19 protein-coding genes are annotated in these 25,956 nt (G+C 47.5%); 2 read left to right on the top strand and 17 right to left on the bottom strand.

Features of this window, described 5'->3' with window-relative positions:
• Nucleotides 1-360 precede the first annotated feature (360 nt).
• The 8 genes from QZ176_RS04505 to ispG form a co-directional block, all read right to left on the bottom strand.
• Complete coding sequence (locus tag QZ176_RS04505; protein ID WP_295151483.1) at nucleotides 361-1,386, bottom strand: SEL1-like repeat protein; 1,026 nt, start codon at nucleotides 1,384-1,386, stop codon at nucleotides 361-363.
• A gap of 134 nt (nucleotides 1,387-1,520) precedes the next feature.
• On the bottom strand, nucleotides 1,521-3,602 hold the full coding sequence (locus QZ176_RS04500; RefSeq protein ID WP_295151482.1) for an RNA degradosome polyphosphate kinase: 2,082 nt from the start codon (nucleotides 3,600-3,602) through the stop codon (nucleotides 1,521-1,523).
• A 456-nt stretch (nucleotides 3,603-4,058) separates the two neighbouring features.
• Entirely contained in the window at nucleotides 4,059-4,589 is a 531-nt protein-coding gene (locus tag QZ176_RS04495; protein ID WP_295151481.1) for a hypothetical protein, read from the bottom strand.
• The gene (locus tag QZ176_RS04490; protein ID WP_295151480.1) at nucleotides 4,576-4,989 is read right to left on the bottom strand and encodes a hypothetical protein; all 414 of its coding nucleotides are present in this window, start codon (nucleotides 4,987-4,989) and stop codon (nucleotides 4,576-4,578) included. The genes QZ176_RS04495 and QZ176_RS04490 overlap by 14 nt, the downstream gene beginning before the upstream one ends.
• Before the next feature lie 597 nt (nucleotides 4,990-5,586).
• Nucleotides 5,587-7,779 (bottom strand): hypothetical protein, encoded by a 2,193-nt coding sequence (locus QZ176_RS04485; protein WP_295151479.1) that lies wholly within the window; start codon nucleotides 7,777-7,779, stop codon nucleotides 5,587-5,589.
• Nucleotides 7,733-9,817: a replicative DNA helicase gene (locus QZ176_RS04480; protein ID WP_295151478.1), complete on the bottom strand. Its 2,085-nt coding sequence runs from the start codon at nucleotides 9,815-9,817 to the stop codon at nucleotides 7,733-7,735. The genes QZ176_RS04485 and QZ176_RS04480 overlap by 47 nt, the downstream gene beginning before the upstream one ends.
• Before the next feature lie 149 nt (nucleotides 9,818-9,966).
• Nucleotides 9,967-10,134 carry a hypothetical protein gene (locus QZ176_RS04475; protein ID WP_295151477.1) on the bottom strand — a complete coding sequence of 56 codons (168 nt, stop codon included), beginning with the start codon at nucleotides 10,132-10,134 and terminating at the stop codon, nucleotides 9,967-9,969.
• A 517-nt stretch (nucleotides 10,135-10,651) separates the two neighbouring features.
• On the bottom strand, nucleotides 10,652-11,719 hold the full coding sequence (gene ispG / locus QZ176_RS04470; RefSeq protein WP_295151476.1) for a flavodoxin-dependent (E)-4-hydroxy-3-methylbut-2-enyl-diphosphate synthase: 1,068 nt from the start codon (nucleotides 11,717-11,719) through the stop codon (nucleotides 10,652-10,654).
• A 461-nt stretch (nucleotides 11,720-12,180) separates the two neighbouring features.
• Between ispG and QZ176_RS04465 the strand changes: the two genes are divergently transcribed.
• Nucleotides 12,181-12,327 (top strand): hypothetical protein, encoded by a 147-nt coding sequence (locus tag QZ176_RS04465; RefSeq protein ID WP_295151475.1) that lies wholly within the window; start codon nucleotides 12,181-12,183, stop codon nucleotides 12,325-12,327.
• Between the two features lie 23 nt (nucleotides 12,328-12,350).
• Here the strand turns inward: QZ176_RS04465 and QZ176_RS04460 are convergent, their stop codons facing one another.
• The 3 genes from QZ176_RS04460 to groES form a co-directional block, all read right to left on the bottom strand.
• Nucleotides 12,351-13,415 (bottom strand): hypothetical protein, encoded by a 1,065-nt coding sequence (locus QZ176_RS04460; protein ID WP_295151474.1) that lies wholly within the window; start codon nucleotides 13,413-13,415, stop codon nucleotides 12,351-12,353.
• Between the two features lie 594 nt (nucleotides 13,416-14,009).
• Entirely contained in the window at nucleotides 14,010-15,647 is a 1,638-nt protein-coding gene (gene groL / locus QZ176_RS04455; RefSeq protein WP_295151473.1) for a chaperonin GroEL, read from the bottom strand.
• 12 nt (nucleotides 15,648-15,659) lie between these two features.
• Entirely contained in the window at nucleotides 15,660-15,923 is a 264-nt protein-coding gene (gene groES / locus QZ176_RS04450; RefSeq protein WP_295151472.1) for a co-chaperone GroES, read from the bottom strand.
• Between the two features lie 205 nt (nucleotides 15,924-16,128).
• Here groES and QZ176_RS04445 point away from each other — a divergent pair, with 205 nt between their 5' ends.
• Nucleotides 16,129-18,375, top strand: a complete 2,247-nt coding sequence (locus QZ176_RS04445; protein ID WP_295151471.1) for a hypothetical protein — start codon at nucleotides 16,129-16,131, stop codon at nucleotides 18,373-18,375.
• A gap of 619 nt (nucleotides 18,376-18,994) precedes the next feature.
• Here QZ176_RS04445 and QZ176_RS04440 read toward each other — a convergent pair.
• From QZ176_RS04440 to QZ176_RS04415, 6 genes are all read right to left on the bottom strand, one after another.
• Nucleotides 18,995-19,645, bottom strand: coding sequence for a hypothetical protein (locus tag QZ176_RS04440; RefSeq protein WP_295151470.1), 651 nt, complete (start codon nucleotides 19,643-19,645; stop codon nucleotides 18,995-18,997).
• Nucleotides 19,646-19,818: 173 nt separating this feature from the next.
• Nucleotides 19,819-20,451, bottom strand: coding sequence for a hypothetical protein (locus tag QZ176_RS04435; RefSeq protein WP_295151469.1), 633 nt, complete (start codon nucleotides 20,449-20,451; stop codon nucleotides 19,819-19,821).
• Between the two features lie 63 nt (nucleotides 20,452-20,514).
• Nucleotides 20,515-21,138, bottom strand: a complete 624-nt coding sequence (locus QZ176_RS04430) for a hypothetical protein (protein WP_295151468.1) — start codon at nucleotides 21,136-21,138, stop codon at nucleotides 20,515-20,517.
• Nucleotides 21,139-21,270: 132 nt separating this feature from the next.
• Nucleotides 21,271-21,714 (bottom strand): GatB/YqeY domain-containing protein, encoded by a 444-nt coding sequence (locus QZ176_RS04425; protein ID WP_295151467.1) that lies wholly within the window; start codon nucleotides 21,712-21,714, stop codon nucleotides 21,271-21,273.
• Between the two features lie 274 nt (nucleotides 21,715-21,988).
• The gene (locus QZ176_RS04420) at nucleotides 21,989-24,226 is read right to left on the bottom strand and encodes a nitric-oxide reductase large subunit (protein WP_295151466.1); all 2,238 of its coding nucleotides are present in this window, start codon (nucleotides 24,224-24,226) and stop codon (nucleotides 21,989-21,991) included.
• Between the two features lie 312 nt (nucleotides 24,227-24,538).
• Nucleotides 24,539-25,951 (bottom strand): Ig-like domain-containing protein, encoded by a 1,413-nt coding sequence (locus tag QZ176_RS04415; RefSeq protein WP_295151524.1) that lies wholly within the window; start codon nucleotides 25,949-25,951, stop codon nucleotides 24,539-24,541.
• Nucleotides 25,952-25,956 lie beyond the last annotated feature (5 nt).

The raw sequence follows: 25,956 nt of genomic DNA, 5'->3' as shown, positions 1-25,956 counted from the left end.
TCATTTATAATTATAGAACTTAATTAAATTTAAAGAATTTCCAGGTTTACGCCTTTATCTCTTAAATTTACATTTTTTAAAATTACAAATTTTTACTTTAAATTTAAAAGTATTTTTATGAAATACAAACGATGAGACAGTGAGTAAATTTTAAGATTTTAACTTGAGAAATTTTAAAATTTTATCATAAGTGAGCGGAATTTTATCTACGCGTAGTATATAGCTGGCATCATGGCAGATTAGTATTTCTGGGAAGCTACGCCTAAGATAATTTATAAAATTTAGAATTTTAAAATTCTAAAATTTGATAGCTTGCTATTGCGTAGTCTTGTTTGTGCCCAAGCATGCAAGCTTCACGGATTAAGGCGCGCTCGGTGTGATGCCGTGTTTATCATCGATGAGTTCTGCTTCGTTTAATTGCTTGTATTCGTCGCAGCCGATCTGCTCTGCTAAATCGCATGCTTTCCCGTAAAATTCTTTTGCTAAGGATCTATCTTGTTTAATTTGCCATCCATTTTTGTATAAATCCCCGAGATAACTACACGAGTCCGCATCCCCGCTCTCGCAAGTATTTTTAAGCAAATTTAGCCCGCTTTGATATAGGCTTTCTGCTTTTTGGTAATTGCCTGCTTTGTATAAGTCTCCCAGAATCAAGCACGCCGCCGCCTTGCCGCCATCACAAGCCTTCTGGTATAAATCCGCAGCCTTTTTGAAATCCTTCTCTACGCCCCTGCCATCTATATATAGATCCGCTAGGCGCTGGCACTCATATAAGTCGCCTTCATCGCATTTCTTTTGATTTATTTGAGCTTTCTTTTGGTACAAAACAGCCGCTTTTTTATATAGAATCTCCGCCTTTTGCAAGTCCTGTCTGACCTTGTCGCCGTTTTTATATAAATATGCAAGGTTATTGCACATATCTGCATCACCGTTATCGCAAATCATTTGACGCAAAACCATAGCCTTGTGCTTGTCTCTTGGGACGCCGATACCGGATTCGTATGAAATTGCAAGCAAATTGCACGAAAACATATTGCCGCCGTCACAAGCCTTTTGATGCAAGCTCGCCGCTTTTTGATAATCTTGTCTAACGCCATAGCCTTCGAAGTATAGTCCTGCAAGCTCATAGCAGCCAGTCATATCTCCGCCATCGCAGGCTTTTTGATAAAAATCCGCCGCTTTTTGATAGTTTTGAGTGACGTTCCTGCCGAATCTATATAAGTTCCCGAGCATATAGCAGCTTTGTGCCTCTCCGCTGTCGCAGCTGCGCTGCCACATTTTTATCGCTTTAAAATAATCGCCGTCCTCATAGAGCTTGTCTGCATCTTCAAAGACTCCACCCATGCAAAACACAGCTATAACGGCTAGATAAAGATATCTTTTCATTTAATCCCTTTGAAATTTCTGTAAATCTACTCGCGCATTCACGGCGCAAAATTCTGCATCTAATATTTATGATCTCGGTTTGCGCGTGGGCTTAGCGCACGGCTAGCCCAAGACGGCGCAAAATTTCTAGACGTTTAGCTCTCTTTCAAAAGCTTGGTTAGCGCCGTGCCGCTTTCGTCGTGTTTGCGGATGTTTTTGTAAATTTTATTGAAATAAATTTCTAAAAATTCCTGATCGTCGATTTTCTCTTCGCCCTTTTTCGGCACGATCTTTCGGTACTCGCCGCTGCTTTGCAGCTCGAATGCGAGCTCATTGTCGCTTAGCTGAAGTTTTAAAATTTCTTTGAGCTTGTTTTGCAAATTTTCATTGTAAATCGGGCTCATCAGCTCCAGTCTGCGCTCTAAATTTCGCGGCATCCAATCCGCGCTCGCGATATATAGGCTGGGCTGCGCGTGCGCGAAATAAAAAATTCTAGCGTGCTCCAGGTATTTGCCGACGATCGAGATCACGCGGATGTTTTCGCTAACGCCCTTAAGCGCCGGACGCAAGCAGCAGATACCGCGCACGATGAGATCGATCTTTACGCCCGCGGCGCTTGCTTTATACAGCGCCTTGATCATATCGCCGTCGACAAGAGCGTTCATCTTAGCGATGATTCTGCCGGCAGAGCCTTTTTTCTCCTCGTTTTTTATCATCGCTAAAAGCCGCTCTTTGATCTGCATCGGCGACATAGAGAGGTTGTCGAGCTTGCGGTTTTTGTTGTAGCCCGAGAGGATGTGGAAGAAATTCGTCGTGTCCTTATCGAAGCGGTCGCCGCAGGTAAAAAAGCTCACGTCGGTGTAAATTTTAGCGCTCGAGCCGTTATAGTTGCCCGTGCCTAGGTGGATATAAAATTTAAGCTTGCCGTCCTCTTTTTTGATGATCTGAGTTACCTTGGCGTGGACTTTAAAGCCCGTGATACCGTAGATTACGTGCGCGCCGGCGTCTTCGAGAGCCTTCGCCCAGTGCAGGTTGTTTTCCTCATCAAACCTCGCCTTAAGCTCGACCATCACCGTTACCTGCTTGCCGTCGCTTGCGGCCTCGATCAGACTCTGAACGATCGGGGAGTTTTTCTCCACGCGATATAGCGTCATACGGATCGAGATGACTTTCGGATCCTTGGCGGCCTCTTTGATGAGCTTTTGAACAGGATCGAAGCTCTCGTAAGGATGGATCAGCAGGATATCCTCCTTCTCCATCGCGCTCATAACGGAGGTGTTTTCGTTAAAGGGGGGCAGCGTCTTTGGCAGATACTGAGGATGGGCTAGAAAGGAAAAATCCTTATTGGAAGCGATCTCCCAAAGCCCGTCTAGCGTAAGCGGCACGGCGCATTCATATATATCTTTGTAAAAAATTTTAAGATGAGAATTTAGAAATTCTAATAGTTCAGCATCGGCATCTTTTTCGATCTGAAGTCGTACGAAAGCCCCTTTGCGGCGCAGTTTAAGCCCCGCTTCTAGGATCATCATAAAATCGTCCGCTTCCTCCTCCTCGATTACGATATCTGCATTTCGCGTGACGCGGAAAGCTGCGGAGCTGATGAGCTTGTAGCCCGGGAAAATCTCCTCCGCATGGCGCTTTACGATGGTGCCGATCGGCACGTAGGTATTTTGCGCGACCTGCACGAAGCGCGGGATCACGCGCGGAATTCTAATCATTCCAAAATGCACCGACTCGGGCGCGCCCTCGTCGCAGAGCTTGACTGCGAGGGAGAAGCTGAGATTGTTTAGATGCGGGAAAGGATGGGTCGCATCCACTGCGATCGGGACGATTACTGGCATTATCTGCGAGAAGAAAAACTCGTCCGCTACCGGCTTCAGCTCGGGCGGTAGCTCGTCGTAACTTTTGATAAAAAGCCCGTTTTTGCAAAGCTCTTTTTGGATGCCGAAATACTGCTGCTCAAGCTCGGTTTGTTCGTTTCTTAAATATGAGCGGATCGCGCGCAGCTGCTCAAGAGGCGTCATCTCATCGTCCCCGCTGGTTATAACGCCGGCGGTAAAAAGCTGCTTTAGGCCCGCCACACGGATCATATAAAATTCGTCTAAATTCGTGCTGTAAATCGCTAGAAATTTTAATTTTTCAATTAGCGGGATATCCTTTTTGCATTGTTCCAGCACGCGGGTGTTGAAGCGTAGCCAGCTTAGTTCGCGGTTTATAAAATTATTTTGTGTTTGCATAAAAACTCCTTTTTGAATATTAATTCTAAGATTATAGCCCAATTAAGATTAAATTTTAAAGTCCGAATTTCATGAGCTTGCAAGTGGGGCAATTTAGTATTTAAAATTCTGCTCTAATTCCCTATTTTTCCTAAATCCTTGCACATTTGCGCGTCGCCGTCTTTGCAGCCCAGCTTTAAATACCGCCTCAAATATAAAATTTGCCCCTCCTCCTCCTCATTTATATCGAGCACCCATTGCGCGCTTGTTTTATTGCGAGTATAAACATAGTGCTTTCATTTCAGCCGCTCTAAACGATATAAATTTAAATAAGAAAATGATGTAAATTTTATCTCTTTGCTAGCGACTGCGCTTTAATTATGCTCTGCCGCGGCTTGCATTATTAAAGGCGCCAAAATTACAGGATAAATTTCTTTCATTATTGCTCTTTGCCCCCCCCCTTGGATTTGCCATCTTTTACTCCTTAATTGAATTTGCGTTGTATTTATCAGTTATTTCTTCAAATGCTTCTAGCGCACACTTTACGGGATCGTGTTCCTCCTCATCTCGTAAGCAGTTTTCTAAAGCTACCTTTAACGCGCAAGATCTTAGTTTAAATAGTTTTTTCTGATCGGTAAATTTTTCACAAGCCGTAGTGTAATTTATAACAGCCTTTTTAATGTTGCCTCTTAAACCTATGTCTTGTGTTCCAAGAGCAAAACAAGACTCCGCGATACCCGCCTTGCAAGATTTTTCATAAGGAGTGATAGAAGCTTCACGCATACCAAGCTTAGGACCTAATATATAACCAAGATCCGAGCATCCGATCATATCTCCGCTATCACATTTTTTAGATAAAATTTCTATTAGTTTAGTACACGAGCTATATTTGCCGTTTCCTTTATCGCATTCGTTATAAAGATTCTCCTCTTCAGCCGTAGGCTTATCCGCTATTGCGATAGAAGCTAAAAATATCATGGAATAAAATACAAAATTAATTTTCCCCATACAATTTCCTTTCGACACCTTCAAAAATAATTTTACCTTTTTTTATAGGGTTACACTCTTTGTCTTTCAGGCAAGCTTTCAGTTCCTCGATATTTTTGCAAACTATATCTCTATCTTTAAGATCGCTATTACAAACTTTTTCAAGACTTTTAATTGCTGCTTGCATATTACCGTTTACATATATATCTAGCGTACCCAATATAAAACAGTGATATGTACTATTAGCATCACACAGCTTAATCAGATATTTCGTAGCTTCCTCTATTCGGCGTAATGATCGCAAAAGATCACTCTGTATAGCACATGAGCGCATATCACCGCCATCGCACTCTTTAGATAAAATTTCAACGAGTTTATTGCACGAACTATATTTTCCGTCACCGTAATCGCAGGATTTCAAAAGCGCTCTTTGCTCTTCGCTCCTCAAATCTTCTAACTTTATTAAACCTGTTAAAGACGATTGTGCCGCAGCAGGGATCGCCGAGAATACCGTTATAAACGCAAATAACGAAATTTTAAGATAGAATTTTTCATTAGCACTCCTTATTTTAAGCGGCGATTATATTTAAAAAATTTTAGCAGGCTCTTAAATTTAAGAGGCGCGGTAGCGCAATAAGTGCGCCGTAATCCCGTCCCGCCCACACTTAAATGAAATTTTAAAATTTCGCCGCTGTCGCGCAAGCATAGCGTATGAAAATTCCATAATCCATGCCAAATTTTACTCGCAACCGATTTAAATCGCGCAGGTGCGGCAAAGCAAGCAAAGCAGAATAGAATTTTATAAAATTCCTCACTTGCAGCGCTGCTTAATGTGCACCCGCCGCGCTGTCGTTTTGTGCGCCTATTTTTTTGCCGCTAGTTTCGCTACCGTTTCGTACCTACCGAACCACCCATTTTGATGCACATCGCTAGCCGCCCGCTACGCACGAAAGCTCCATAATCCGCCGTAAAATTTCGCTCGCAACGGGTCTAAGTTGCGCAGGCATAATCCGCTGCCCTACTTCCCGTCTAAATTTAAAATTTCACTCGAAATTTCATCTATCGTCGCGTTGAAATCCTCCGCCAGCGCGCGCTTTAGCTCCTCTTTCGCCGCCATCATATCGCGCACGATCGCAGCTTCAAACTCCTCTCGATTGAGCGCCTCGTCGCCCTTGGCAAACGCAAAATCCAGCCCAAACCACGTAGCCACGGCAAACGCAGGCACGCATACCACCGCGCCCGGGCCACATACGAGCCCCGCGCTACCGCTAGTCGCGCTGGCGCCCGCCTTGGTAAGGGTTTTCGCGCCAGTCTTGGCCGCAGTTTTAGCTAGGCTCTTGCTTATCAGCTTTGCGCCCAGCACGCCGCCCAGCGCCCCCAGCCCCGTTCCGCTCGCGCGATACGCCTTGCTTTTTAGACTGAAGCTCTGCGTGACGTTAAGATCGATTTTCGCGCCGTATTTTTTAAGCGTAAAATTTAGCGAGCTCTCATAATTTTTGACGTTTGCCGCAGCGATTTTAGCGATATTTTCGCCAAAATCTTTCGGGAAGCTTTCGCTTACGAAGAGCGCAAATTTCTCATTCAGATACGCCCCCGCGTCATCGTCCCACACGCCGTGCCACAGCACCAGATAATCGCTCAGAAACGAGTAATTGAAGTCCGCCATTTTCTGCGCGCTAAGCCTCGCGCCCTCGTCGTAAACGGCGTCGATGTAACTATTCAGCGCGGACGTGGCGTTTGCTTCTGCGGCGAAGCGCGTGGCGTTTAGCTCGCCTCTTAGCGCATCAGCCTCGCGAGCGCTTAAGATCAGCCGCTCGCCGCTTTGCAGCACGATCTGCACGCTCGTCTCGACCGCGCTTTTAGGATGTGCACCCTCCGCTTCGCCCGCAGCAGTGCGCGTCTGCGCGGCGCAGATCAAACACAGCGTGACGTAGGCAAGCGCAAAGATCGTGCCACTGAAGCGCCCTATTTTGGGCACGGACGTGGCTCGCGGCATAAAAAGCACGAAGGCACAAATATGCAAAATCGCGCAGTAAAAAACGAAATCTCCCGCGCATATCAGAAGCAAAAGGACGATTTTTAGCGCGCTAGGGCTCTGCGACAGCGCCAGATCAAACAGCGCGTTTTTGTAAAATTTCAAAGCGTAAATTTCATTTAACAGGGCGGATCTGAAGTGCGCTTGCGGCGCGGTAGATTTTAAAATTTCAAAAATTTCGGCTACCGATGCGGAGTTTGTCGCGGATTTTTCAGCCAAATTATCGGCGGATGCGTTCGGCGTGGCGGGAGTTGGAGCTAAATTTAAATTTTGCGCTGCGGCGGAGCTTGTCGTAGAATTTTTAGCGAAGATCTGCGGCGCAGCGGCGGTATTTGCCTTATAATTTGCAGCCGAGGCACGCACCGCCCTGACGGAGCCCGCTTTAAAATTTGCGGGCGAAGCGGTGAGATTTTTAGCGGCGTTCGGCGCGGGCTTGACGGCATTATCAGCCTCGGAATTTCGCACAATTATGGCGGCGTTATTCGTCGCGGAATTTTTAGCGAATTTAGCGGCGTTATCTGTTACTAAATTTCCGACGGGCGCGGAAGCGTCGTTTGCCGCGAAATTTCCCATGGATGCGGCGTTGCGGGCGGGCGGAGTAAAATTTATCGCGGAATTTAAAGAGTGTGCGGCTGAACCCGTAGCGTCTGCAAGCCGCAAATAGGCTAAATTTATAGCGAAATTTACCGCTACGGCAAGCGCGGCGAGCAGCAAAATGCTAAGTTTGAGCGATAAAATTCTAGGATTTTTAATCTCTTTTAGACTGAGCTTCAGCACCGCCAGGCGCATCAGAGCAAGAGCTGCAGGCAGCGCCGCGAGCGTCACGAATAGCTCCGCGCCGCGCAGATCCGCTAGGCCTAGCGCCAAAGTGACGCTCAAGAGGATCGCGCCCGCGCAGGCAAAAACCCCGCTTAGCAGCCTGCCTTTAAAAATTTTAATCAAAGTCCCGCCGCTGCGAAATAGCGCCGCATTGGCGCGCTGCTTCGCCTCGTAAAAAAAGCTAAATAGCACCCGAAATAGCGCGTAAGCCCAAAACGCCGCCAGCGCGCAAAAGCCCGCGTCACTGAAATCCTGCGCGTAAAGCGCGAAGCAAAAAACGCTAACAATCAGCGCTAGCCTAAGCGCTATTTCACAGATCCAGCGGCGCGTCGTCGTCATCGAGTCTGTTTGCCTCATTGATCTTTGGAATGCCCATCTCTTCGATATTTAAAGGCGGCGCGGGTTTAAATTTTGCCTCATCCTGCCGCCGCTCTTGCGCTTCAAAAGACGACCTGCCGCCATCGACACTATCATCACCCCCAAAATACGAGGCATCCTCTCGCTGCGCACTCTCCGCTCCTCGCGACGCGCCTTTTACATCTTGCAGCGCGTCTTTTGCGCTCTCCGCACTCTTTACGTTTTGCTCGGCCGAATTTCCACGCATGTGCTCTGTTTCGGGCGAGATACTGCCCGCTATTACATCATCTAAATTTTGTCCCTGAAATTCTTGCTTTTGCGGTGCGCGCTGCGCCTCTGCCAGGTCATGCCCTGCGCTAAATTTAGACTCGCCGTCTATCTCCTCGCCATCTTGCCCGCCGCTTTGGCCGAAGCCAGGCATCTCGTCAAAATCAATATTTACACTGGAATTTCTGGTGCCGGCAGAGCCTTGCGTAAAATTTTCAGATGAATTCTGCATAAAATTTTCCGAGAAATTTTGCTGCAAATTCTGCGCCGCATCTGTATTCGGCATATCTAGGCGCGCCGCAGCAGGCTCCTCAAAGCCCTGATCTTGCAGCTGCGAGACGTAGTCGAGATTGTCGTTTTCGTTAAAGATCGCGCTCTCGCTGGGCTCGCCGCCGAAGCTCGTATCGACGAAGCGGGTAAATCTGCCCTGAAAGCCCACCTCGATCGTCCTACCCGCCTCTCCAGAGCGGTTTTTGCCGACGATGATTTCGGCTTTTTCCTGATAGTCGTTGCGCCTAAACACGGGCTCGCCCGCGTCCTTGCCCTCGGCCTCCAGCCGCGAAATGCGCTCGCGCTCCATCTGCTCTTTATAAACCTCGTCGCGATAGACGAAAAGTATGATGTCGGCGTCCTGCTCGATCGCGCCGCTTTCGCGCAGATCACTTAGCATCGGGCGTTTATTCGAGCGCGCCTCAAGCGAGCGGTTTAGCTGCGATAGCGCGATGATCGGGATGTTGAGCTCGCGCGCCAAAAGCTTGAGCCCGCGTGAAATTTCGGCAATTTGCAGGTGGCGCTCGGAGTAGTTGCTCGTGCTCGTCATAAGTCCGATGTAATCGATCACGCAAAGCTCGATGTTAGCGTCCACGGATTTAAGTTTGCGCAGCTGGGTGCGGACCTGGTGGATGTTTACATAGCCGCTGTCATAGACGAAAAGCGGCATATTCAGCACCGCATCGCAAGCGTCGTTGAAGCGCGTCCAGTCGTCGTCGCTGAGCTTGGCGCTCATTATGTCGCTTAGCGGGATCGAGCTAAGCGCGCTTAATATGCGATACATCAGCTGCACAGAGGGCATCTCTAGCGAGAAAAATACGACGCCTTTGCCGCTTTGCAGCGTTTTCATCATCAAATTTAACGCAAAAGCAGTTTTGCCCATGCCGGGGCGGGCGGCGATGATGATGAGCTCGCCAGGTTTCAGCCCCTTCGTGCAGTCGTTTAGGAAGCGAAAGCCGGTATCCAACCCCACGAGCTCCGAGCCTGCGAGCGCCTTTTGGCGTTTCAGCTCCTCTACCACGTCAGCGATGATCTCGTGCGATTTTTTGATGCCGCCGTGGCGCTCCTCGTCGATGAGCTCGTAAATTTTAGAGCTGATTTTATCGGCGGTGTCTTTGCTGCGCACGGCTTCGTTTACCATCGAAGGGATCTCGTGCGCGACCTTGATTAGCGAGCGCTTGATCGATTTTTCGCGCAGTTCGAGCGCGTATTTTGGGGCATCGACCACACCGCTGGTGGCTACGACCTCGGTAAATGCGCCATCGTCGTAGCGCTCGGCTAGCCATTTTTTAACGAAGCTCGGCGCGATCGGCTCGTTGTGCGAGGAGCATTTGACGATCGCCTCGTAGATGTCGGCGTGCGGCTTGTAGAAAAAATCGCCGACCGAGATTATCTCGCTCAGCTCGCCGTATGCGTCCTCGTTTTGCAAAAGCGAGCTTAAGATCGCGCGCTCCATATCCAGATCGTATAAATTTGCAGGTACATTCTGCTTCGTTGCCATCGCTTCCCCTCGTTTCGCATTTAAATTCTATAAAATTTCAGGCTCGCCTCCGAAAATCTCTGCGGCGCGGTAATTTTAAATTTTATAGAATTGAAATCTCGCCTCTTAGCAAAATTTTATCGGAAGGAATTTGTATAATTTTGCCCGCTTTAAATTTTGCTATCTAAAATTTCATCCTCGGAATTTTCGCCTTTGAAATTCCACTGGCTTGAAATTTCGCCCTTTGAAATTTTGGCTCTTAAAATTTCGCTCGCCTTAAATTTAGGTACAGGACAAAATCCAGCCGGATGAAATTTCGCGGCGTATCGAAAATTCATCCGTCAAGATTCCGCTTTGCGGCACGGAATTCTACTGAGGCAAATCCTGCGAGTAAAATTAGCGAGCGCATAGAGCCTGCGCCTAAATTTCATAGACAGCATAAAATTCTACCGCTTAAAATTTCGCGCGGTAAATTCTGCGCTATGAAATTTCACTCCAAATCGTGAGATTGAAATTTTAAAACGAAATTTCAAGACGAAATTCCAAAGCCAAAATTTTAACTCAAAATTTCAGCATTAAAATTTCAAGCCCGAAATTTCAAAACCAAAATTCCAAGCCGCACTCCCCAAAGGCTCAAATTTAAAAGCGCCGCCTAAGGATGAAATTTTAAAATTTCAAGGCGCCGCCTCAAAGCGCAAATTTCAAAATCTCACGCTAAAACGAGCCGCACCGATGAGCCCAAGAGCGCCTTAAAACGCCGAGCAAACTACAACTAGTCAAGCGCGCCAAAATTCAGAGCCGAGCCGACCAAACTACGAATCATAGCGACATTTAAGCCGCTAGGCGCCGCAGCTCTCACGCTCCTTCGCGAGCCCGCACCTCGTCCTCGACCTCTTGCAAAAACCGCTCCACGAGCTTGCTCTCATCGAGTTTGGCGACCACTTCACCGTGGCGCATCACGATGCCGCGCCCGTTGCCGAACGCGATCGCCACGTCCGCGCCCTTCGCCTCGCCGATCGCATTTACGACGCAGCCCATGACGCTGATATTTAGCGGCGTTTTGATATGCGCGGTTTTTTCTTCGACGATTTTGATCGCGCTTAGCAGATCGCTTTGCAAACGCCCGCAGGTAGGGCACGAGATGATATTGACGCCGCTTTTTTGTACGCCCGCGTCCTGCAGGATCGCGCGCGCGACGCGGATCTCCTCCTCAAGCTCGCCCGTGATGCTCACGCGCATCGTATCGCCGATCCCCTCCATCAGAAGCGTACCCAGCGCGATCGCGCTCTTGATGCTAGCGTGAAATTTCGTCCCCGCCTCGGTCACGCCCAGATGAAAAGGATACTCGCATAGCGGGCGCAGCGCGCGATACGCAGCCACCGTGCTCGGCGCGTCCGAAGTCTTAAGCGAGATCGCGATGTCGCTAAAGTCCTCATCCTGCAGCAGCGCGGCGTTATACAGCGCGCTTTGCACCATTGCTTCCACGCTGCGGCCGTATTTTTGCTCAAACTGCTCCTCAAGCGAGCCCAAATTTACGCCGATGCGGATAGGCAGGCTGCGAGCTTTGCACGCGCGCACGACCTCTTTGATACGCTCCTTGCCGCCGATATTGCCCGGATTGATGCGGATAGCATCGACAAACTCCGCGACCTGCAGCGCCAAGCGAAAATTAAAATGGATGTCCGCTACGATGGGAAGCGGCGAGCTTTTTTTGATACGTGCAAGCGCGTCCGCGTCCGCTTTATCAAGCACGGCGCAGCGCACGATGTCGCAGCCCGCGAAATACAGGCGGTTAATCTGCTCTAGCGTGCCCTCCACGTCCTTGGTCTTAGAAAAGCTCATCGACTGCACGGAGATGGGCGCGCCGCCGCCGATTTTGACGGAGCCGACGGAGATTTGGCGGGTCGGATAGCGATTTTTCAAATTTAAGCCTTTAGAATTTTTTGCGCTATTTTATTCAAAACGGGGTTAAAATTTAATAATTCGCGTTTGCCAGCCGCCGTAGAATTTCGCCTGCAGAATTTCACCAGCTAAATTTTGCTTTCGCGCTTGCGAAAAATTTCATTTCGCCGCGAAATTTGAGCGAATAGAGTTCTATAAAATTCCGCCATCTAATAAAATTATAAAAATTCCGGCGACAAATGAAACTCTGCAAAATTTGATGGCAAGCGAAATTTAATAAACCACGCAGCTAAGCAAAATTCTGCGAATTTAGCAGGCGGGCGAAGTCCTCGACATAAAATTACGAAATTAAGCTCTTGAAATTTCAGTGAAATTTTAACCGCAGTATCGTCGTAGCGCTCGCTCGCGCAAAACGAGTGCAGTCTGGTTTATCCTAACAGCACGGCATGCAGCCGTGAAATTTCAAAGCGCGTGGATGAAATATGAAAATTTTATTTTTAATTGCAGCAGTAGGGCATTTTTCGCACGGCGGCAAATCCAAAAAAAACGTCAGCGTTCATGTTTTTGCACCACAAGCGCTATATCGCGATCTTACAGAGGCAGCGAAATTAAACTGCCTACGCATATAAATTGCGCCGGCGCGCCGCCTAGGCTAGCGCACCAGCTCCATATTCACCTTGACCCTGCTCATCTTGTCCTGCAGCATATCCATCACCGACTCATTGCGCGACGAAGCGTCATCTATCGGGGCTTCGTGCTGCTGCCACTTACTTTTCGGCGCGGCAGGACCCCACTGCGACGAAAATATCAGCCCGCGCTTTTTCTCGGTCTCAGGTGCAGGCTCGTAAGGCTGTGGAGCGGGCTTCGCCCAACGCTCATCATAACGCATCGCAACACCTTGTCCTAGCGCATTACCCCGCTCTGGCGACGACATCTTACCAAGCGCGCTACCGCCAGAGCGCCCTATCGCACGGCTAGAGCGAGCAGATGTGGGAAGATAGGGCGCGCGGGCATTTTGACGAGCCATATATTTCGTGGCACTCGAATGAGATGCGGCTGTATGTCCCATAGCGCCAGAACGAGTTGCACTATAGCCGTAGCGAGCTTGCGGCTGTGCAATTCGAGTCGTCATTAATTTTCGAGCTCGTGCGTCTACGGTTTTGCCGGTCTGCTCATCCGCGCCTCCGTGAGTTTGCGCGCTTGCGCTTCTCCGCATATCTGCGCCTCTGTAAGTTTGCTCCGTATCGCGGGCGTTTGGCACCTCATCCTCATAAATACGAGTCTTTGGCAAACGCATCAGCGTCGCGGCTAGGTTCTTGCTAGCTCCATTCTGACTGCTCGATTGATTAGCAGGGCGCCTAGATGCTTTATTTCTCGAAGAATGCGATGCGAAATTTTGCCCGGGATTTTTAGTAAAATTTTTCGTACTTTTTTGCGTGGAATTTTTAGCGAAATTCCCAGATGCACGCGTATTTTTTGTGAGCTTGGAATTTGAAAGGCTTTTAGCATTTGCAGATTTTTTAGCATGCGGCTCGGTAGAGGATCTTGCCGCTATATTTTTACTCGAATGATCTTTGGCTCGCAAATTTTGAGATGAAATTTTATATTTATGGTTTTGCTGCGCGACGGTAGATTTGTGGCTTTGCTGCGCGGCAAAAACGCTAGAGAAGCTCGCCAAAATGAACGCAATTAAAAAAATACGAGCTAAATTTTTCATCGTTTTCCTTTCCATGGATTTTAGGCGAAATTTAGCAAAGCTTAGATTAAGCCGCGTTAAATTTAATGAGTGAGGCTGTGGAATTTCAGCTCTAATTCCAAGCCGTATCACCAGATAAAAACCTGGATAAAGGCTCAGCTTGAAAAATTCCGCAGCCAGGATTCTGTTTGGCAATAAAATTTTATCACACTAAAAATATTACGCCACGGCAAAAATTTTATCTTGTAAGCGTTTAGGCGGGAGAGCTGAAAAATTTTAAAGCTTTAGAATTCTACGCTTAGATTTTGAGCGGCAAGTCAGAATTTAAGGTAAAAATCAAGCTCATATAAAGTTTTTAAATTTAAAGGATAAAGTGGCAAAACTGCAAATTTGCGGTAAGATACAAAATTTATCAGATCATGCGGTGACTAAAAATTACACCGCTTAATCGTTAATTCATAATAAATCGCCGCGCCTTAGACATACCCAAAACGCGGCACATCTCATTTTACGGCGCATAGCAAAAGCATCGCCGCAAAGGCATTGCGGGGGCACCGTAAAATCTCACCACGCCGTTGCAATGGCATAGGAGCGCCGAATGACGCTCCTATGGGACTACATCATTCCGCCCATGCCACCCATTCCGCCCATATCAGGCATTGGAGGCATTGCAGGTTTCTCCTCTTTAATCTCGCTGACGGTCGCTTCGGTCGTTAGAAGCAGGCTTGCGACGGAGACCGCATTTTGAAGCGCGATGCGCTCAACCTTGACTGGATCGATGATACCTGCCTCAAACATATTGACGTACTCGCCGTTTGCGGCGTTGAAGCCAAATTTTTTGTCTGAGCCCTGCTCGACCTTATTTGCTACGACACCCGCGTCAAATCCCGCATTCTCTGCGATCTGGCGAAGTGGAGCGAAAAGCGCGCGCTTAACGATGTCCGCACCGATAAGCTCGTCGCCGCTTAGAGCTAGCTTTACGCTAAGTCCAGCTCTGATTAGCGCAGCGCCGCCGCCGATTACGATACCCTCGTCTACGGCTGCTTTGGTTGCGTTTAGAGCGTCGTCCACGCGATCTTTTTTCTCTTTCATCTCGGTTTCGGTCGCAGCGCCCACCTTGATGACCGCGACGCCGCCGCTAAGCTTAGCCATGCGCTCTTGAAGCTTCTCTTTGTCGTAATCGCTCGTAGTCTCTGCGATCTGAGCTTTGATCTGCGAAACGCGCGCATCGATATCTTTTTTCTTGCCCGCGCCGCCCACGATAGTGGTATTATCTTTGTCGATCACGATGCGCTCGGCTTGTCCAAGATCAGCCATGGAGGCGCTTTCTAGCGTTCTGCCAAGCTCTTCACTGATGACGGTACCGCCCGTTAAAATCGCGATATCTTCAAGCATTGCCTTTCTGCGATCGCCAAATCCAGGGGCTTTGACCGCAGAGATGTTTAACACGCCGCGAAGTTTATTTACGACTAAAGTCGCAAGTGCCTCGCCCTCGATATCCTCGGCGATGATTAGAAGCGGCTTGCCGCTTTTTTGAACCTGCTCCAAAACCGGTAATAGGTCTTTTAAATTTGTAATTTTTTTGTCAAATAGAAGCACTAGCGGCGAGCTTAGCTCGACTAGCATTTTCTCGGCATTTGTAATGAAATATGGGCTTAGATAGCCGCGGTCAAACTGCATTCCTTCGACTACGTTTAACTCATCATTGATCGATTTTGCTTCTTCGACGGTTATAACGCCGTCCTTGCCGACTCTTTCCATAGCATCTGCGATCAGATCGCCCACCGCGCTGTCGTTATTGGCAGAGATCGTAGCAACCTGAGCGATCTCTTTTTTGCCGCTTACTTTTTTAGAGGACTTTTTTAGCTCCTCGATAACTGCAGCGCTAAATTTATCCATACCGCGTTTAACCTCGATAGGATTTGCGCCCGCGGTTACGTTGCGTAGGCCTTCTTTAAAGATCGCGTGAGCTAGCACGGTAGCTGTAGTAGTGCCATCTCCTGCCTGATCGTTGGTTTTACTCGCTACTTCGCGCACCAAAGAAGCGCCCATATTCTCTAGCGTATCTTTTAGCTCAATCTCTTTAGCGACGGTTACGCCGTCTTTTGTGATCGCAGGAGCTCCGAAGCTTTTTTGGATTAAGACATTGCGACCGCGAGGTCCCATCGTAACTTTTACAGCGTCGTTTAGCTTCCTAACACCCGCGTAAAGCTTGTTTCTTGCGTCGTCTGAAAAAATAATCTCTTTTGCCATTTTCAATCCTTTTTATTTAATTATACCTAAAACATCTTCTAAATTTAAGATAAGAAATTTCTTATCATCTAAGCTAATCTCGCTACCTGCGTATTTTGCAAACGCTACGGTATCGCCATTTTTGACACCTTCACATTCGCTGCCGACGGCTACGATTTTGCCGGTCGAAGGCTTCTCTTTTGAAGCATTGTCGGGGATGATGATGCCCGAAGCGGTCTTTTTAGTTTCCTCCTCGCGCTCTATTAGAACGCGCTTGCCAAGTGGTTGAAATTTCATTTCAGTCCTTTCTTTGATTTGTGATTTCTAAAATTGGCACTCAATGTGTTTGAGTGCTAAGATTATATGCAAAATTTAAAATCTTGTCAATAGTTTATGAAAAATTTTTATAAAACTTTAGTGATTTTAACTCAAGTATTGAGATTTCAAACGTTAAATTTTAAGGGCTATAATACCCTCAAATTTTAAATTTTAAGGGGACGAAATGAAAATTTTCGGCATAATCGCAGGAATTTTAATCCTGCTTATCGTAGGCGCGGGCTGCCTATTTTTCAGCGATTTTGGCAACAATCTTGCTAAGCCTTATATAGAAAATTTGATCAAAGAAAAAAGCGGCCTTGACGTGAAGCTTGAGAAATTCGATCTAAATTTTGGCGATCTGGACATCAGCGCCAACGTAAATGACGCCGCGAGCGTAAACGTAAAGGGTAAATACTCGCTTTTTGCGCGCTCTTTCGATCTTAACTACGACGCAAATGCGCACGATCTAGCCAAGCTCGGCATAAAAACGAGCGAAGGGCTAAGCCTCAAAGGGCAAATTTTAGGCGATCTTGACAAATTCGGCATCAACGGCAGCGGGCGGATTTTTGATAGTAACGTAAAATTTTTGGCAAATTTAAAAGACCTTAGTCCGCTTGATCTGCAAATCGATGCTAAGGGCCTAAACGTCGAAAAGGCCCTTGCCGTGGCCTCTCTGCCGATCTACGTAAAAGGAAATATCGACGTGCTCTCGGACATCAAAGCTGGAGGCAGCGGCGCAGAGGGCAACGCAAGCATCAAGAGCTCAAATTTGATCCTAAACGAATCTGCGTTTAAAGATATGAACATCTCCATCCCAAAGGGCGTGCAGATCACGTTAAATTCGGACATCACGGCGCAAAATGACGTCCTGCGAGCAGTAAGTAAGATCGATTCGACGCTAGGCAAGATCAGCGCCGAAAAATCGGAATTTGATCTGAAAAACAAAACTTTAAACTCCGATTTCAATCTGAATTTGCCCGATCTTGCGAAGCTCGAAAGCCTTATCGGGCGTAAAATTTCAGGCGACGTTAAAGCAAACGGAAATTTAAAGACCGATTTTTATACGCTTGAGCTTTCAAACTCGCAAATTTCAGCGTTTAAAGACGCGCTTAAAGCGGATGCGGGAGCCAAATACGATCTAAAAAACAAAAACGGCGAGCTGTCCGCAAAGCTAAACGCAAACGATCTAGCCGCGCTGCAAAACGTCCTGGGAGTGAAGCTGCAGGGCAAGGCAAACGGCGAGCTTAGCGCAGCTTTAGCGCAAAATGAGCTTAAAAATATAAACTTAAATTTAAACGCTATGGGCGGTAACCTGAATGCGAGCGGAAATTTAAGCGATCTAAAGCTTAAGGCGAGCAATCTAAATCTGGCCGTGCTTTCGGCTCTGTTTTACGGCAGCGCGATCGGAGAGGGCACGATAAACGGCGATGCGAAGTTAAGCTTAAAAGACGGCATCAACGGCACGGCGCAAATTTCGCTCGCTAACGGCGTGATTTTTAAGAAATTTTTAGACGGCGCGACGGGCAAGAGCTTCTCAGGCGATCTGAAAACGGACGCACAGGCGCAGACAAATATCAAAAACTCCATCGCAACCTTTAGCGTAAGCGCAAACTCCGATCTGGCGCAGCTTCAGAGCCTAAACGGCACCTACGAGCTCAAAAACAAAACGCTTAAGGCAAACTACGCACTGCTGATCCCGAGTCTGCAGCGACTCGAGTTTTTTCTAAATCGCAGACTAAACGGCAAAATTGCCGCTACCGGCGAGCTTTCGCACGACGGCAAGAGCCTATTTGCTACCGTAAATTCTAAAGTCGCGGGCGGCGAGTTAAACGGACAGATTGCGGGCGATGAGGCGAACTTTAAAATCCAAAATTTCATCGTCAAAGAACTTACGACGCTTCTAAATATCGATCACGTTTACGACGGCACGGGCAACGCAAATCTTACGTATAATACGAGCTCGCACGGCGGAAAATTCGACGCGATCATCAACAACGGCCGCCTTCCTAGCGGCGGATTGATCGATAAAATCGGTAAAATTTTAGGACGCGATCTAGGCGGCGAGGTCTATAACGACGCCAAAGTAAACGGCACGATCAAGCAGAATTTAATTAATTTTAACGCCGATATGAGCGCGCAAAAAAGCAAGCTAAATGTCACCGGCGGCACACTGGATAGCAAAACGGGCGCGATTTCGGTGCCGGTTAAGGCAAATATCGAAAAGACCGATCTTGAAATAAACATCACCGGCACGATCAAAGAGCCGAAATACAATATCCAATCGGACTATCTAAAGGGCAAGCTCGACAAGCAGATCGGCAAGGGTATCGACAAGCTTTTCGGCGTGAAAAAGGACGATAACAGCAGCAAAAACGACGCGAAAAAGGAGAAATCAGACGCGATTAAGGGGCTGATAAATGGGCTATTTTAGCGCGTTTGCTCTTATTTTGGCGATTTAAATTTCGTGCAGCAAGCCGAGGCAAACGTAGCGTGAATTTGAAATTTTAAACGCGCGCTGCGAGCGGAAATTTTTAGAATTTTAAAAACGCAAATCCGCGAAACAAGCACTCTATGAAACGGCTTGTTTTTGTATATTTCGGGCTTTAAATTTAAAGCCGATTTTACGGAAGCTGAACCTCTTGCGACCGCGCCTTTTTTTGCTAGGCGCCGCAAAATCGCCGAAATTTTAAAATTTAAGCGAAGCGGCACGGGGAAAACTGCAAAATTTCAAAATTTGGCGCGAGGCAAATTTATCAAGCCGAATTTATTAAATTTAAAGCCTGCTGCGGTTTGTATTTGAGTAGCGCCTTAAATTTATCAAAAAATGCGGTTGTCAGCGCGGGCATATCAGCCGTGTCTGCATTTTAATAACGGCTTAAATTTACGCCGAGGCTGCGAATTTAAATCTCACGCGCAATCCTTAAAGCTGCGATGAATTCCGCGCGCCCTAAATTCGATTTATGAATCGGTTCGCAAAATAGCCAAATTTCAAAGTCGCATTTTAAAATTTCGCGCGCCGCTATTTGCGATAAATTCCGTGCGCCGCGAGCCTAACGCTTTTTGCGCTCATAAGCCTCTCGCGCCTCGTCTGTATTAAGCGCGTATATCAGCGCCAGGCATAGCGCGAGCACAAAAAGCGAGCCCGCCGCCGTTTTGAGATAGGTATCTCTTCTGCCCTCGTTAAATTCGATCAAATAGCCCTTATCCTTTTCAAATTTTAACTGATAAATTCTGATTTCACCCGGATGCATCAAATCGCGTCTATACCAAATGCTTACCCGCTCGCCGCGACGAAATTGCATTTCATCCCTGCAAATGCCCGATCGCAGCCGCTCCAGCTCGCCCTCGCTCGTGCGAATTTCGATATCGCAATAATCGCTTTTGTAATGGCGATGACGCTCATAGGATACGAGCTCGCCGCTTAGAATTTGCGCGCCGCTGATGTCGTTATTTTCGGGGGCGTTTAAAAATAAGATTACCGATAAAAAAAGCGCGGCGAATGCGAAAATTCCCGCTACTTGCAAAAACCCTATTTTAATCAAAGGCGCTTCGCCGAAAGGAACGAAAGCTCTAGCAAAGACGCGGGCGAGCTTTGAAGCTTTCAATCGCGCGAGCAGCGAGGCATCGCCTCTTTTCATCGCGCGGCAAATCAGGTTACAAAGCACCGCAAAGCCGCAAAAGCACAATGTAAAAATAAGCATAATTCCTGCCTTAAATCAGCCGCAAGCGATCACGGGCTTTAAATTTACGGACACAAAGTAAAATTTACGGCGCGCGCCGCGCCGTAAAGCCGAAGCGCCGCTTAATGAGCAAAGGCGCGAAACGGACGCGCTACAAATTCCGCGCACTGCTCAAAATTTAGCGTCATAGAATTTTATGATAACTGGCACGCTCGATAAATTTTGCTTGCCGCTATCGCAAGAAAAATGAGCGTCAAAGCTCCAAATATCGTAGCTGTAAATTTATCATCCATCGCGGCGTATTTGTCATATCTGAATTTCATCAAATACTCGCGCTGCGGCGGATCTATGCTTGCATTGTAATCCAAAAATAAAACTTGATATGCCGTGCCGCGACTCTGAAACGGAAACGGACGGCTTTGATACCAAGCTTTAACTCGCTTGCCTTCCAGCCATTCGTATGCGATTAGCGAGATAGAAGGCTTGATATTCACGTCTCGCCACTCGTCCGCTCCTGAGCGCTTAAAATTAGCTTCAGCAATTGCTGCATTGAGCAAAATTTTATTTTTATAAAAGTAGGTTAAGTTATCCGTATCGCCATTCAAAAAGACTTTGATAAATTTGCGCTCGTCCGTAAAAATCTGCATATATTCGCGCCCATCATCGCTTCCGACATCCATGATTATTCCATTCGCGATTTTCAGATCATCTAAGCTTTTAGGATTCAAGCTAAAAAGAAATCCATACCACATCGCCGCCAAATAAAACGCGATCATAAATAGATCGAACTTGCGATCTAAGTTATGCCAAATTTCGCCGAGCTTCATCGCTCATTACATTGTAAGTTTTGCTGTAAGATACGGAATTTTCACGGCTTTTATTATCGAGGGCTATAGTGTTGCATCGCCAGCGCCTCCATCGCCACCATAGGCAACAAACAACACCATCCCCACGATTATCACCGGTATAGCCACAATAGTGCCTATAGCATCTAAGACGATGTTGCCTTCACAGCGTTCAGGCCTAACCTCGATGTTTGCCGGAATCGGGGAGCGCAACCTATCACTAGGCTTCATTATTTCGCTAAGATTTTTGATCTGCACTACTCGCGCATCAAAGTTAAAAATAACCTCGATCTCGCCTTTTTTCTCATCGATTTCGATGCGGTTCGCTAGAGCCTTGATTTTAGCGACGTCCGCGCCCGCTGCGGAATTCAAAAATGCGCTGAAGCTACCGCGCACCTCGCCGTTTTTCGCATCCATCACTTCGATTTGCACAAACTCGCGCTTAAGCCCTTTGGCGTATCCGCCGTCGTAAAATTCCGAGATATTCCTAAGCGACGAGCCATCCGTAAGCACATAGCTGAGTTTCTCGCCTACGATGTATTCCTTGCCATCGTTTATGAAAAATGCCGTAATCTTTTCGGGCGTTTCGTTCGCCCCAGGCACTACGTTTTGTTTGCACTGGCATCCCACAAGCAGGACAGCTAGTAAAACCGCGATAAATTTTTTCATGATGATCCTTTAAAATTTTAAATTAGCGTATGAATTCCGTAGCCAAAGCTCTATCTCAAAAAATTTCAGCAGCGAAATTTTACGTCGATACAATTTAGCCGCAGCCGGACTTAAATTTACCTCAAACGCAGGCTATTTCAGTGCCGCTTTGACCGCCTCGCTTAGCCGCTTGCCGTCCACGCTTGAGCCGAGCGCTTCCTTGGCGGCTTTCATCACGCGCCCCATATCCTTTGCGCCGCTAGCGCCAAGCTCGGCGATTAGCGAGCCAACCTCGGCGGCAAGCTCGGCATCGCTTAGCTGCGCGGGCAGATAGGACGCGATAATCTCGATCTCACCCTGCTCTTTTTGCACCAGATCGTCGCGACCGCCCGCGCGGTACTGCGCCGCGGAGTCGTTTCGGCGCTTGATCTCGCTTTGAAGTATGCTAAAGACGCGCTCGTCGCTAAGGCTGATGCGCTCGTCCACCTCGACCTGTTTAAGCGCGGCGTTAAGCATCCGCAGGCTGTCTCTGCGGAAGTGATCGCCGCTTTTCATCGCCGTTTTTATGTCTTCTAAAATTCGCTCTCGCACACCCATTTTTCACTCCTTGAGATTAAAATTTCGGCGGTAATTTTAGCAAATTTAAAATTTGGCTCGGGTAAATTTAAGAGGATGAAATTTTAAAATTTTAAAGATTTAGCGCAATTTGCGGCTAAACTTAAAGCTCGCGCGGATATCGTCCGCGGCAAAGACTCGCGCGCAGCTCCCCTTTGCGGAAAAAAGCTCGCGCGAAGCGCGCTAAATTTAAAAAGCCTCGCAAGAATATAAAATTCCTGCGAGGCAAAGCAAGCGATAAAAGCTCGCGAAAGCTCTATTTAGCGCGCAAGAATATCATTCGCACGATTTGAAGCAAGAAGCACACGCTTCCTACCAAAAAGATCGTATCGCCGATGATGCGCGCCCAGCGGAGCCCGTAGAGGCTGTCTTTCTGCAAAAACTCTGCGCTTCTTGCATACCACATACCCACGTCGATCGCCGCAAACGCCTGCAAAATTCCGACAGGTAATAGCGAAATCAGCACCATTAGAAGCAGACCTGCGTTAAGCGCCCAAAAGCCGATCTTCATCAGCGTATCGTCAAAGCTTTTTTGCCTGTAGATATACAGCGCCACGAGCCACACGAAGCCGAGCGCCAAAAAGCCGTATACGCCAAATAGCGCCGTATGTGCGTGCACTGCGGTGGTGTTTAAACCCTGGATGTAAAATAGCGCAAGCGGCGGGTTGATTAAAAAGCCGAAAACGCCCGCGCCCAGCATATTCCAAAATGCCACGGCGATGAAGCAGTAAAGCGGCCATTTTAGACGCTTAGCCCAATCCTGCGCGAATTGAAGCTTGTAGTAATGAAACGCCTCTGAACCCAAAAGCACCAAAGGCACGACTTCAAGCGCCGAAAAGCTTGCACCCACAGCCATTATCGGCGTAGTGGTGCCCGCAAAATAGAGGTGGTGGAAGGTGCCAGGAATTCCGCCGATTAGGAAAATCGATGCGCTAGCAATCGAGGTGTAAGTGGCAAATTTCTTGCTTACTAAACCTAAAGACGCGAATACGAACGCCAAAGACGCCGTCGCGAAAACCTCGAAAAATCCCTCGACCCAAAGGTGCACGACCCACCAGCGCCAATACTCCATCACAGGGATCGGCGAGCGCTGTCCGTAGAATAGTCCCGCACCGTAAAAAAGCCCCACGGCGATAACCGAAGCGGTGAAGATCGCTAATAAATTTTTATCGCCCTCGGCTCTAAAGCCCGCAATAAAGCCGCGAAGCACGAGCACCATCCAGATCACAAGGCCCACAAACAGTATCAGCTGCCAAATTCTACCGAGGTCTAAATACTCGTATCCTTGATGCCCGATCCAGAAGCTGCTGCTTGGATCCATCTTGCCCGCAATCGCCATGTATTCGCCCGCGAAGCTGCCGACGACCAAGAAAAGAAGCGCGTAGAAAAGCACGTCCACGCCGAGCTTTTGAAATTTCGGATCCTTGCCGCCGCTGATGATCGGAGCCAGAAACAATCCCGCCGCCAAAAAGCCCGTAGCGATCCAGAAAATGGACGCCTGCACGTGCCAGGTGCGCGCTAGCGAGTAAGGAATATACTGCGAAATATCAAGCCCGAAAAAGGACTGACCCTCGATCGTATAGTGCGCAACAAAGCCGCCGATAAAGGCCTGAAATGCAAACAATGCAACCGCTACGAAAAGATATTTGCCGAGCGCCTTTTGCGACGGCGTAAGCGCCAAAGCGGCGATCGGATCGGCGCTAAGCTTCGCAGGAGCCTCGAAATCCTCGTCCTTTTTGCCGTAGAAATTTCCAAACCACACCAGAAGACCGATGCCGGTAAGCAAAATAACGAGGCTTGCGATCGTCCAAACGACGTTTTCCGTGGTAGGGACATTGTCTATCAGCGGCTCGTGCGGCCAGTTATTGGTATAGGTCGCCTCTCCGCTCGGACGATCCGTAGAAACCGCCCACGCAGTCCAAAAGATGAAATCCATGAGCTCGGCGCGGTGTTGCTCGTTTGCGAGCGTGTTTTCCTTCATCGCGTAATCCTCGCGAAGCTTTTTAAAGCGCGGATCGTTTCCGAAAACGCCCATGTACTCGTCTTTTACGACCGCCATAGCCCTCAAGCGATCATCGCTTAGCTTAACGGTGCCGTCTTTTACGGTGTTGGTGCGGTACTCGGCCTTGGTAAGCGCCTTGATCTGCGCCTTTTGCTCGTCGCTCAAAGCGTCAAATTTCGCTCCGAAGCGCTCCTGCGCCTTAATGTCCATAAACGCGACTAGCTCCTTATGCAGCCAATCTGCGCTCCAATCGGGCGCCTGATATGCGCCGTGACCCCAAATCGAGCCTACCTGCATACCGCCGATGCTCTGCCAGGCCTCCTGCCCGCGGTAAATACGCTCGGTACCGATCAACTCGTTGCCGCTAGCATCGGTAAATTTTACCACCGGCGGAGACTGCCTATAAACCTCGCCACCGTAAAAACCCAAGAAACTAAAGCCCACGATGAGTACCGCTACAAGCGTCATCCAGAGCCTTTTAAATTCTGCCATTTTCACTCCTTTAACTGAAATTAGGAGAGAATTTTACCTATTTAAATTTCGATAAGCATTGAGGCTCGTCAATAAAAAGATAAAATTTATCTGCTTAAGCTAAAATTTATTAAAGTATACTTGGAAGGAGTACGAAACGATTGAGAAAATATACGTATAAAATGGCGTAAAGATACGGTAATTAAATAGCGCCAAATTGGTGATTTTAAATGATTAATCAGCATGGCGGCACGATGTGCGCGCAACTTAGAGACAGAAAAAGATATGCAGCAGGTAAATGAGGGGCGAGGAATTTTCCTCGCCTAATTTTACTTAATTACTCCAGCCGCTTGCGTAAATCTGTGCGATCTGCTCATTAGAACGGAATTTATCCTCACCGAAATTTACAAATCCTTTATCGCTCGCATAAGAATTTAGATCCTCTATGATCTTTGAAATTTTATCGCTAGTGATGTAATCTCCATCACCAAGCTCTATTCTCTCTACAGCAGATTTAGAGCTGAACTGGTTTTCTATGGTTAGGCTTTTGCCTGCGTAACGCAATACTAAATCCTTGCCGAAAACCCCGCTTCTGCTAAATGAAATTTCATCCTTGCGAGCGCCTTGTAGTTTTAGCACATCTTTGCCGCCGTCTTTTAAGCTTAAATACTCTTTATCTCTAATCACGACGCCGTCTAAACTCACAGATACGATGTATGTATCATCGCCGTCCGAACCGATAAGCGTAGCGCGATTTGCAGTGGCTATCAGCGTATCGTTTCCCCTCTCGCCGTTTGCGATATCGCCCTCCGCCGCAAAGATTACATCGTCACCCTTACCTGCATTGATATGGTTAAATTTACCAAGGCTAATGATGGTGTCGTTTTGCTTCGAGCCGTTTAGGATGTTTTTATCACCGGATGAGACGATGGTGCCTGCTGTTTTCAAAGTAGCCGTCTTTTTGAACTGATACCATTTCTTGCTTGGAAGCGTCAGGTTAGAATTTGAGATATTTATCTTAGTGTCGCCGTCAAGAAGAATTTTGTTAAGTTTCATATCTTTTGAGACGAAATAATCCTTAAGCGTCGTGTTCGATCTACCGCCATTAATGATCAGATCATTACCCGATATTGCAAATTTAAGATCTGCTGCCCTGCTTGTAGTCAAATTTAGCGTATCACTTGCCTTACCGTCGATTACGATATTTTCGCTTCCGTCATTTACGTAGCCGAGGTTTTTAAATTTAAGCGTTTTGGTAACCGAGATACCACCATCGCTAACTTCGATTTTAAATTCCTCTTCGCCTGCGGATTTTGAATTATAAAGATAACTTCCGTCGGAATTTAGCTTTAAATTTTTACCGCCGCTAATAAGCTTAAATCGAAGCACATCGCCGTCTACGTCACTAGCTGCTATCTTACCCGCGTAGCTGAAAGTATTTTTAAGAGTGACGGTTTCATTAGGATCTTCTACGATCGGCGCATCATTTACCGGATTGATTTTTAGAGTAATCTCCTTTTCGCAACTTAGTCCAAATTCGTTCGTAACTCTAATTTTAAGACTTTGCTCGCCGTTAAAATTTAGCGCAGGTTTTACGTGTAGCATTCCATTATCGTCCAGCTCGGTGCTCAAATTCTCATTTGTAGTTAAAATTTCAAATTTTAACGCACCGTCTATTTTGTTTTCCACTTCGAGCACCTCAGTTAGGCTCGTATCCTCATCGAAGATAAATTTTTCGCTTTTTATGTCGG

Source organism: uncultured Campylobacter sp. (assembly GCF_905373215.1).
Lineage (GTDB): Bacteria > Campylobacterota > Campylobacteria > Campylobacterales > Campylobacteraceae > Campylobacter_B.
This window is presented reverse-complemented; position numbering and strand designations above follow the sequence as displayed.

Excerpts from the sequence above, each read along its gene's own strand:
- QZ176_RS04505 (WP_295151483.1), bottom strand. The coding sequence starts at position 1,386 with ATGAAAAGATATCTTTATCTAGCCGTTATAGCTGTGTTTTGCATGGGT.
- QZ176_RS04500 (WP_295151482.1), bottom strand. The coding sequence starts at position 3,602 with ATGCAAACACAAAATAATTTTATAAACCGCGAACTAAGCTGGCTACGC.
- QZ176_RS04495 (WP_295151481.1), bottom strand. The coding sequence starts at position 4,589 with ATGGGGAAAATTAATTTTGTATTTTATTCCATGATATTTTTAGCTTCT.
- QZ176_RS04485 (WP_295151479.1), bottom strand. The coding sequence starts at position 7,779 with ATGAGGCAAACAGACTCGATGACGACGACGCGCCGCTGGATCTGTGAA.
- QZ176_RS04480 (WP_295151478.1), bottom strand. The coding sequence starts at position 9,817 with ATGGCAACGAAGCAGAATGTACCTGCAAATTTATACGATCTGGATATG.
- QZ176_RS04475 (WP_295151477.1), bottom strand. The coding sequence starts at position 10,134 with ATGAATTTTCGATACGCCGCGAAATTTCATCCGGCTGGATTTTGTCCT.
- QZ176_RS04465 (WP_295151475.1), top strand. The coding sequence starts at position 12,181 with ATGAAAATTTTATTTTTAATTGCAGCAGTAGGGCATTTTTCGCACGGC.
- QZ176_RS04460 (WP_295151474.1), bottom strand. The coding sequence starts at position 13,415 with ATGAAAAATTTAGCTCGTATTTTTTTAATTGCGTTCATTTTGGCGAGC.
- groL (WP_295151473.1), bottom strand. The coding sequence starts at position 15,647 with ATGGCAAAAGAGATTATTTTTTCAGACGACGCAAGAAACAAGCTTTAC.
- groES (WP_295151472.1), bottom strand. The coding sequence starts at position 15,923 with ATGAAATTTCAACCACTTGGCAAGCGCGTTCTAATAGAGCGCGAGGAG.
- QZ176_RS04445 (WP_295151471.1), top strand. The coding sequence starts at position 16,129 with ATGAAAATTTTCGGCATAATCGCAGGAATTTTAATCCTGCTTATCGTA.
- QZ176_RS04440 (WP_295151470.1), bottom strand. The coding sequence starts at position 19,645 with ATGCTTATTTTTACATTGTGCTTTTGCGGCTTTGCGGTGCTTTGTAAC.
- QZ176_RS04435 (WP_295151469.1), bottom strand. The coding sequence starts at position 20,451 with ATGAAGCTCGGCGAAATTTGGCATAACTTAGATCGCAAGTTCGATCTA.
- QZ176_RS04430 (WP_295151468.1), bottom strand. The coding sequence starts at position 21,138 with ATGAAAAAATTTATCGCGGTTTTACTAGCTGTCCTGCTTGTGGGATGC.
- QZ176_RS04425 (WP_295151467.1), bottom strand. The coding sequence starts at position 21,714 with ATGGGTGTGCGAGAGCGAATTTTAGAAGACATAAAAACGGCGATGAAA.
- QZ176_RS04420 (WP_295151466.1), bottom strand. The coding sequence starts at position 24,226 with ATGGCAGAATTTAAAAGGCTCTGGATGACGCTTGTAGCGGTACTCATC.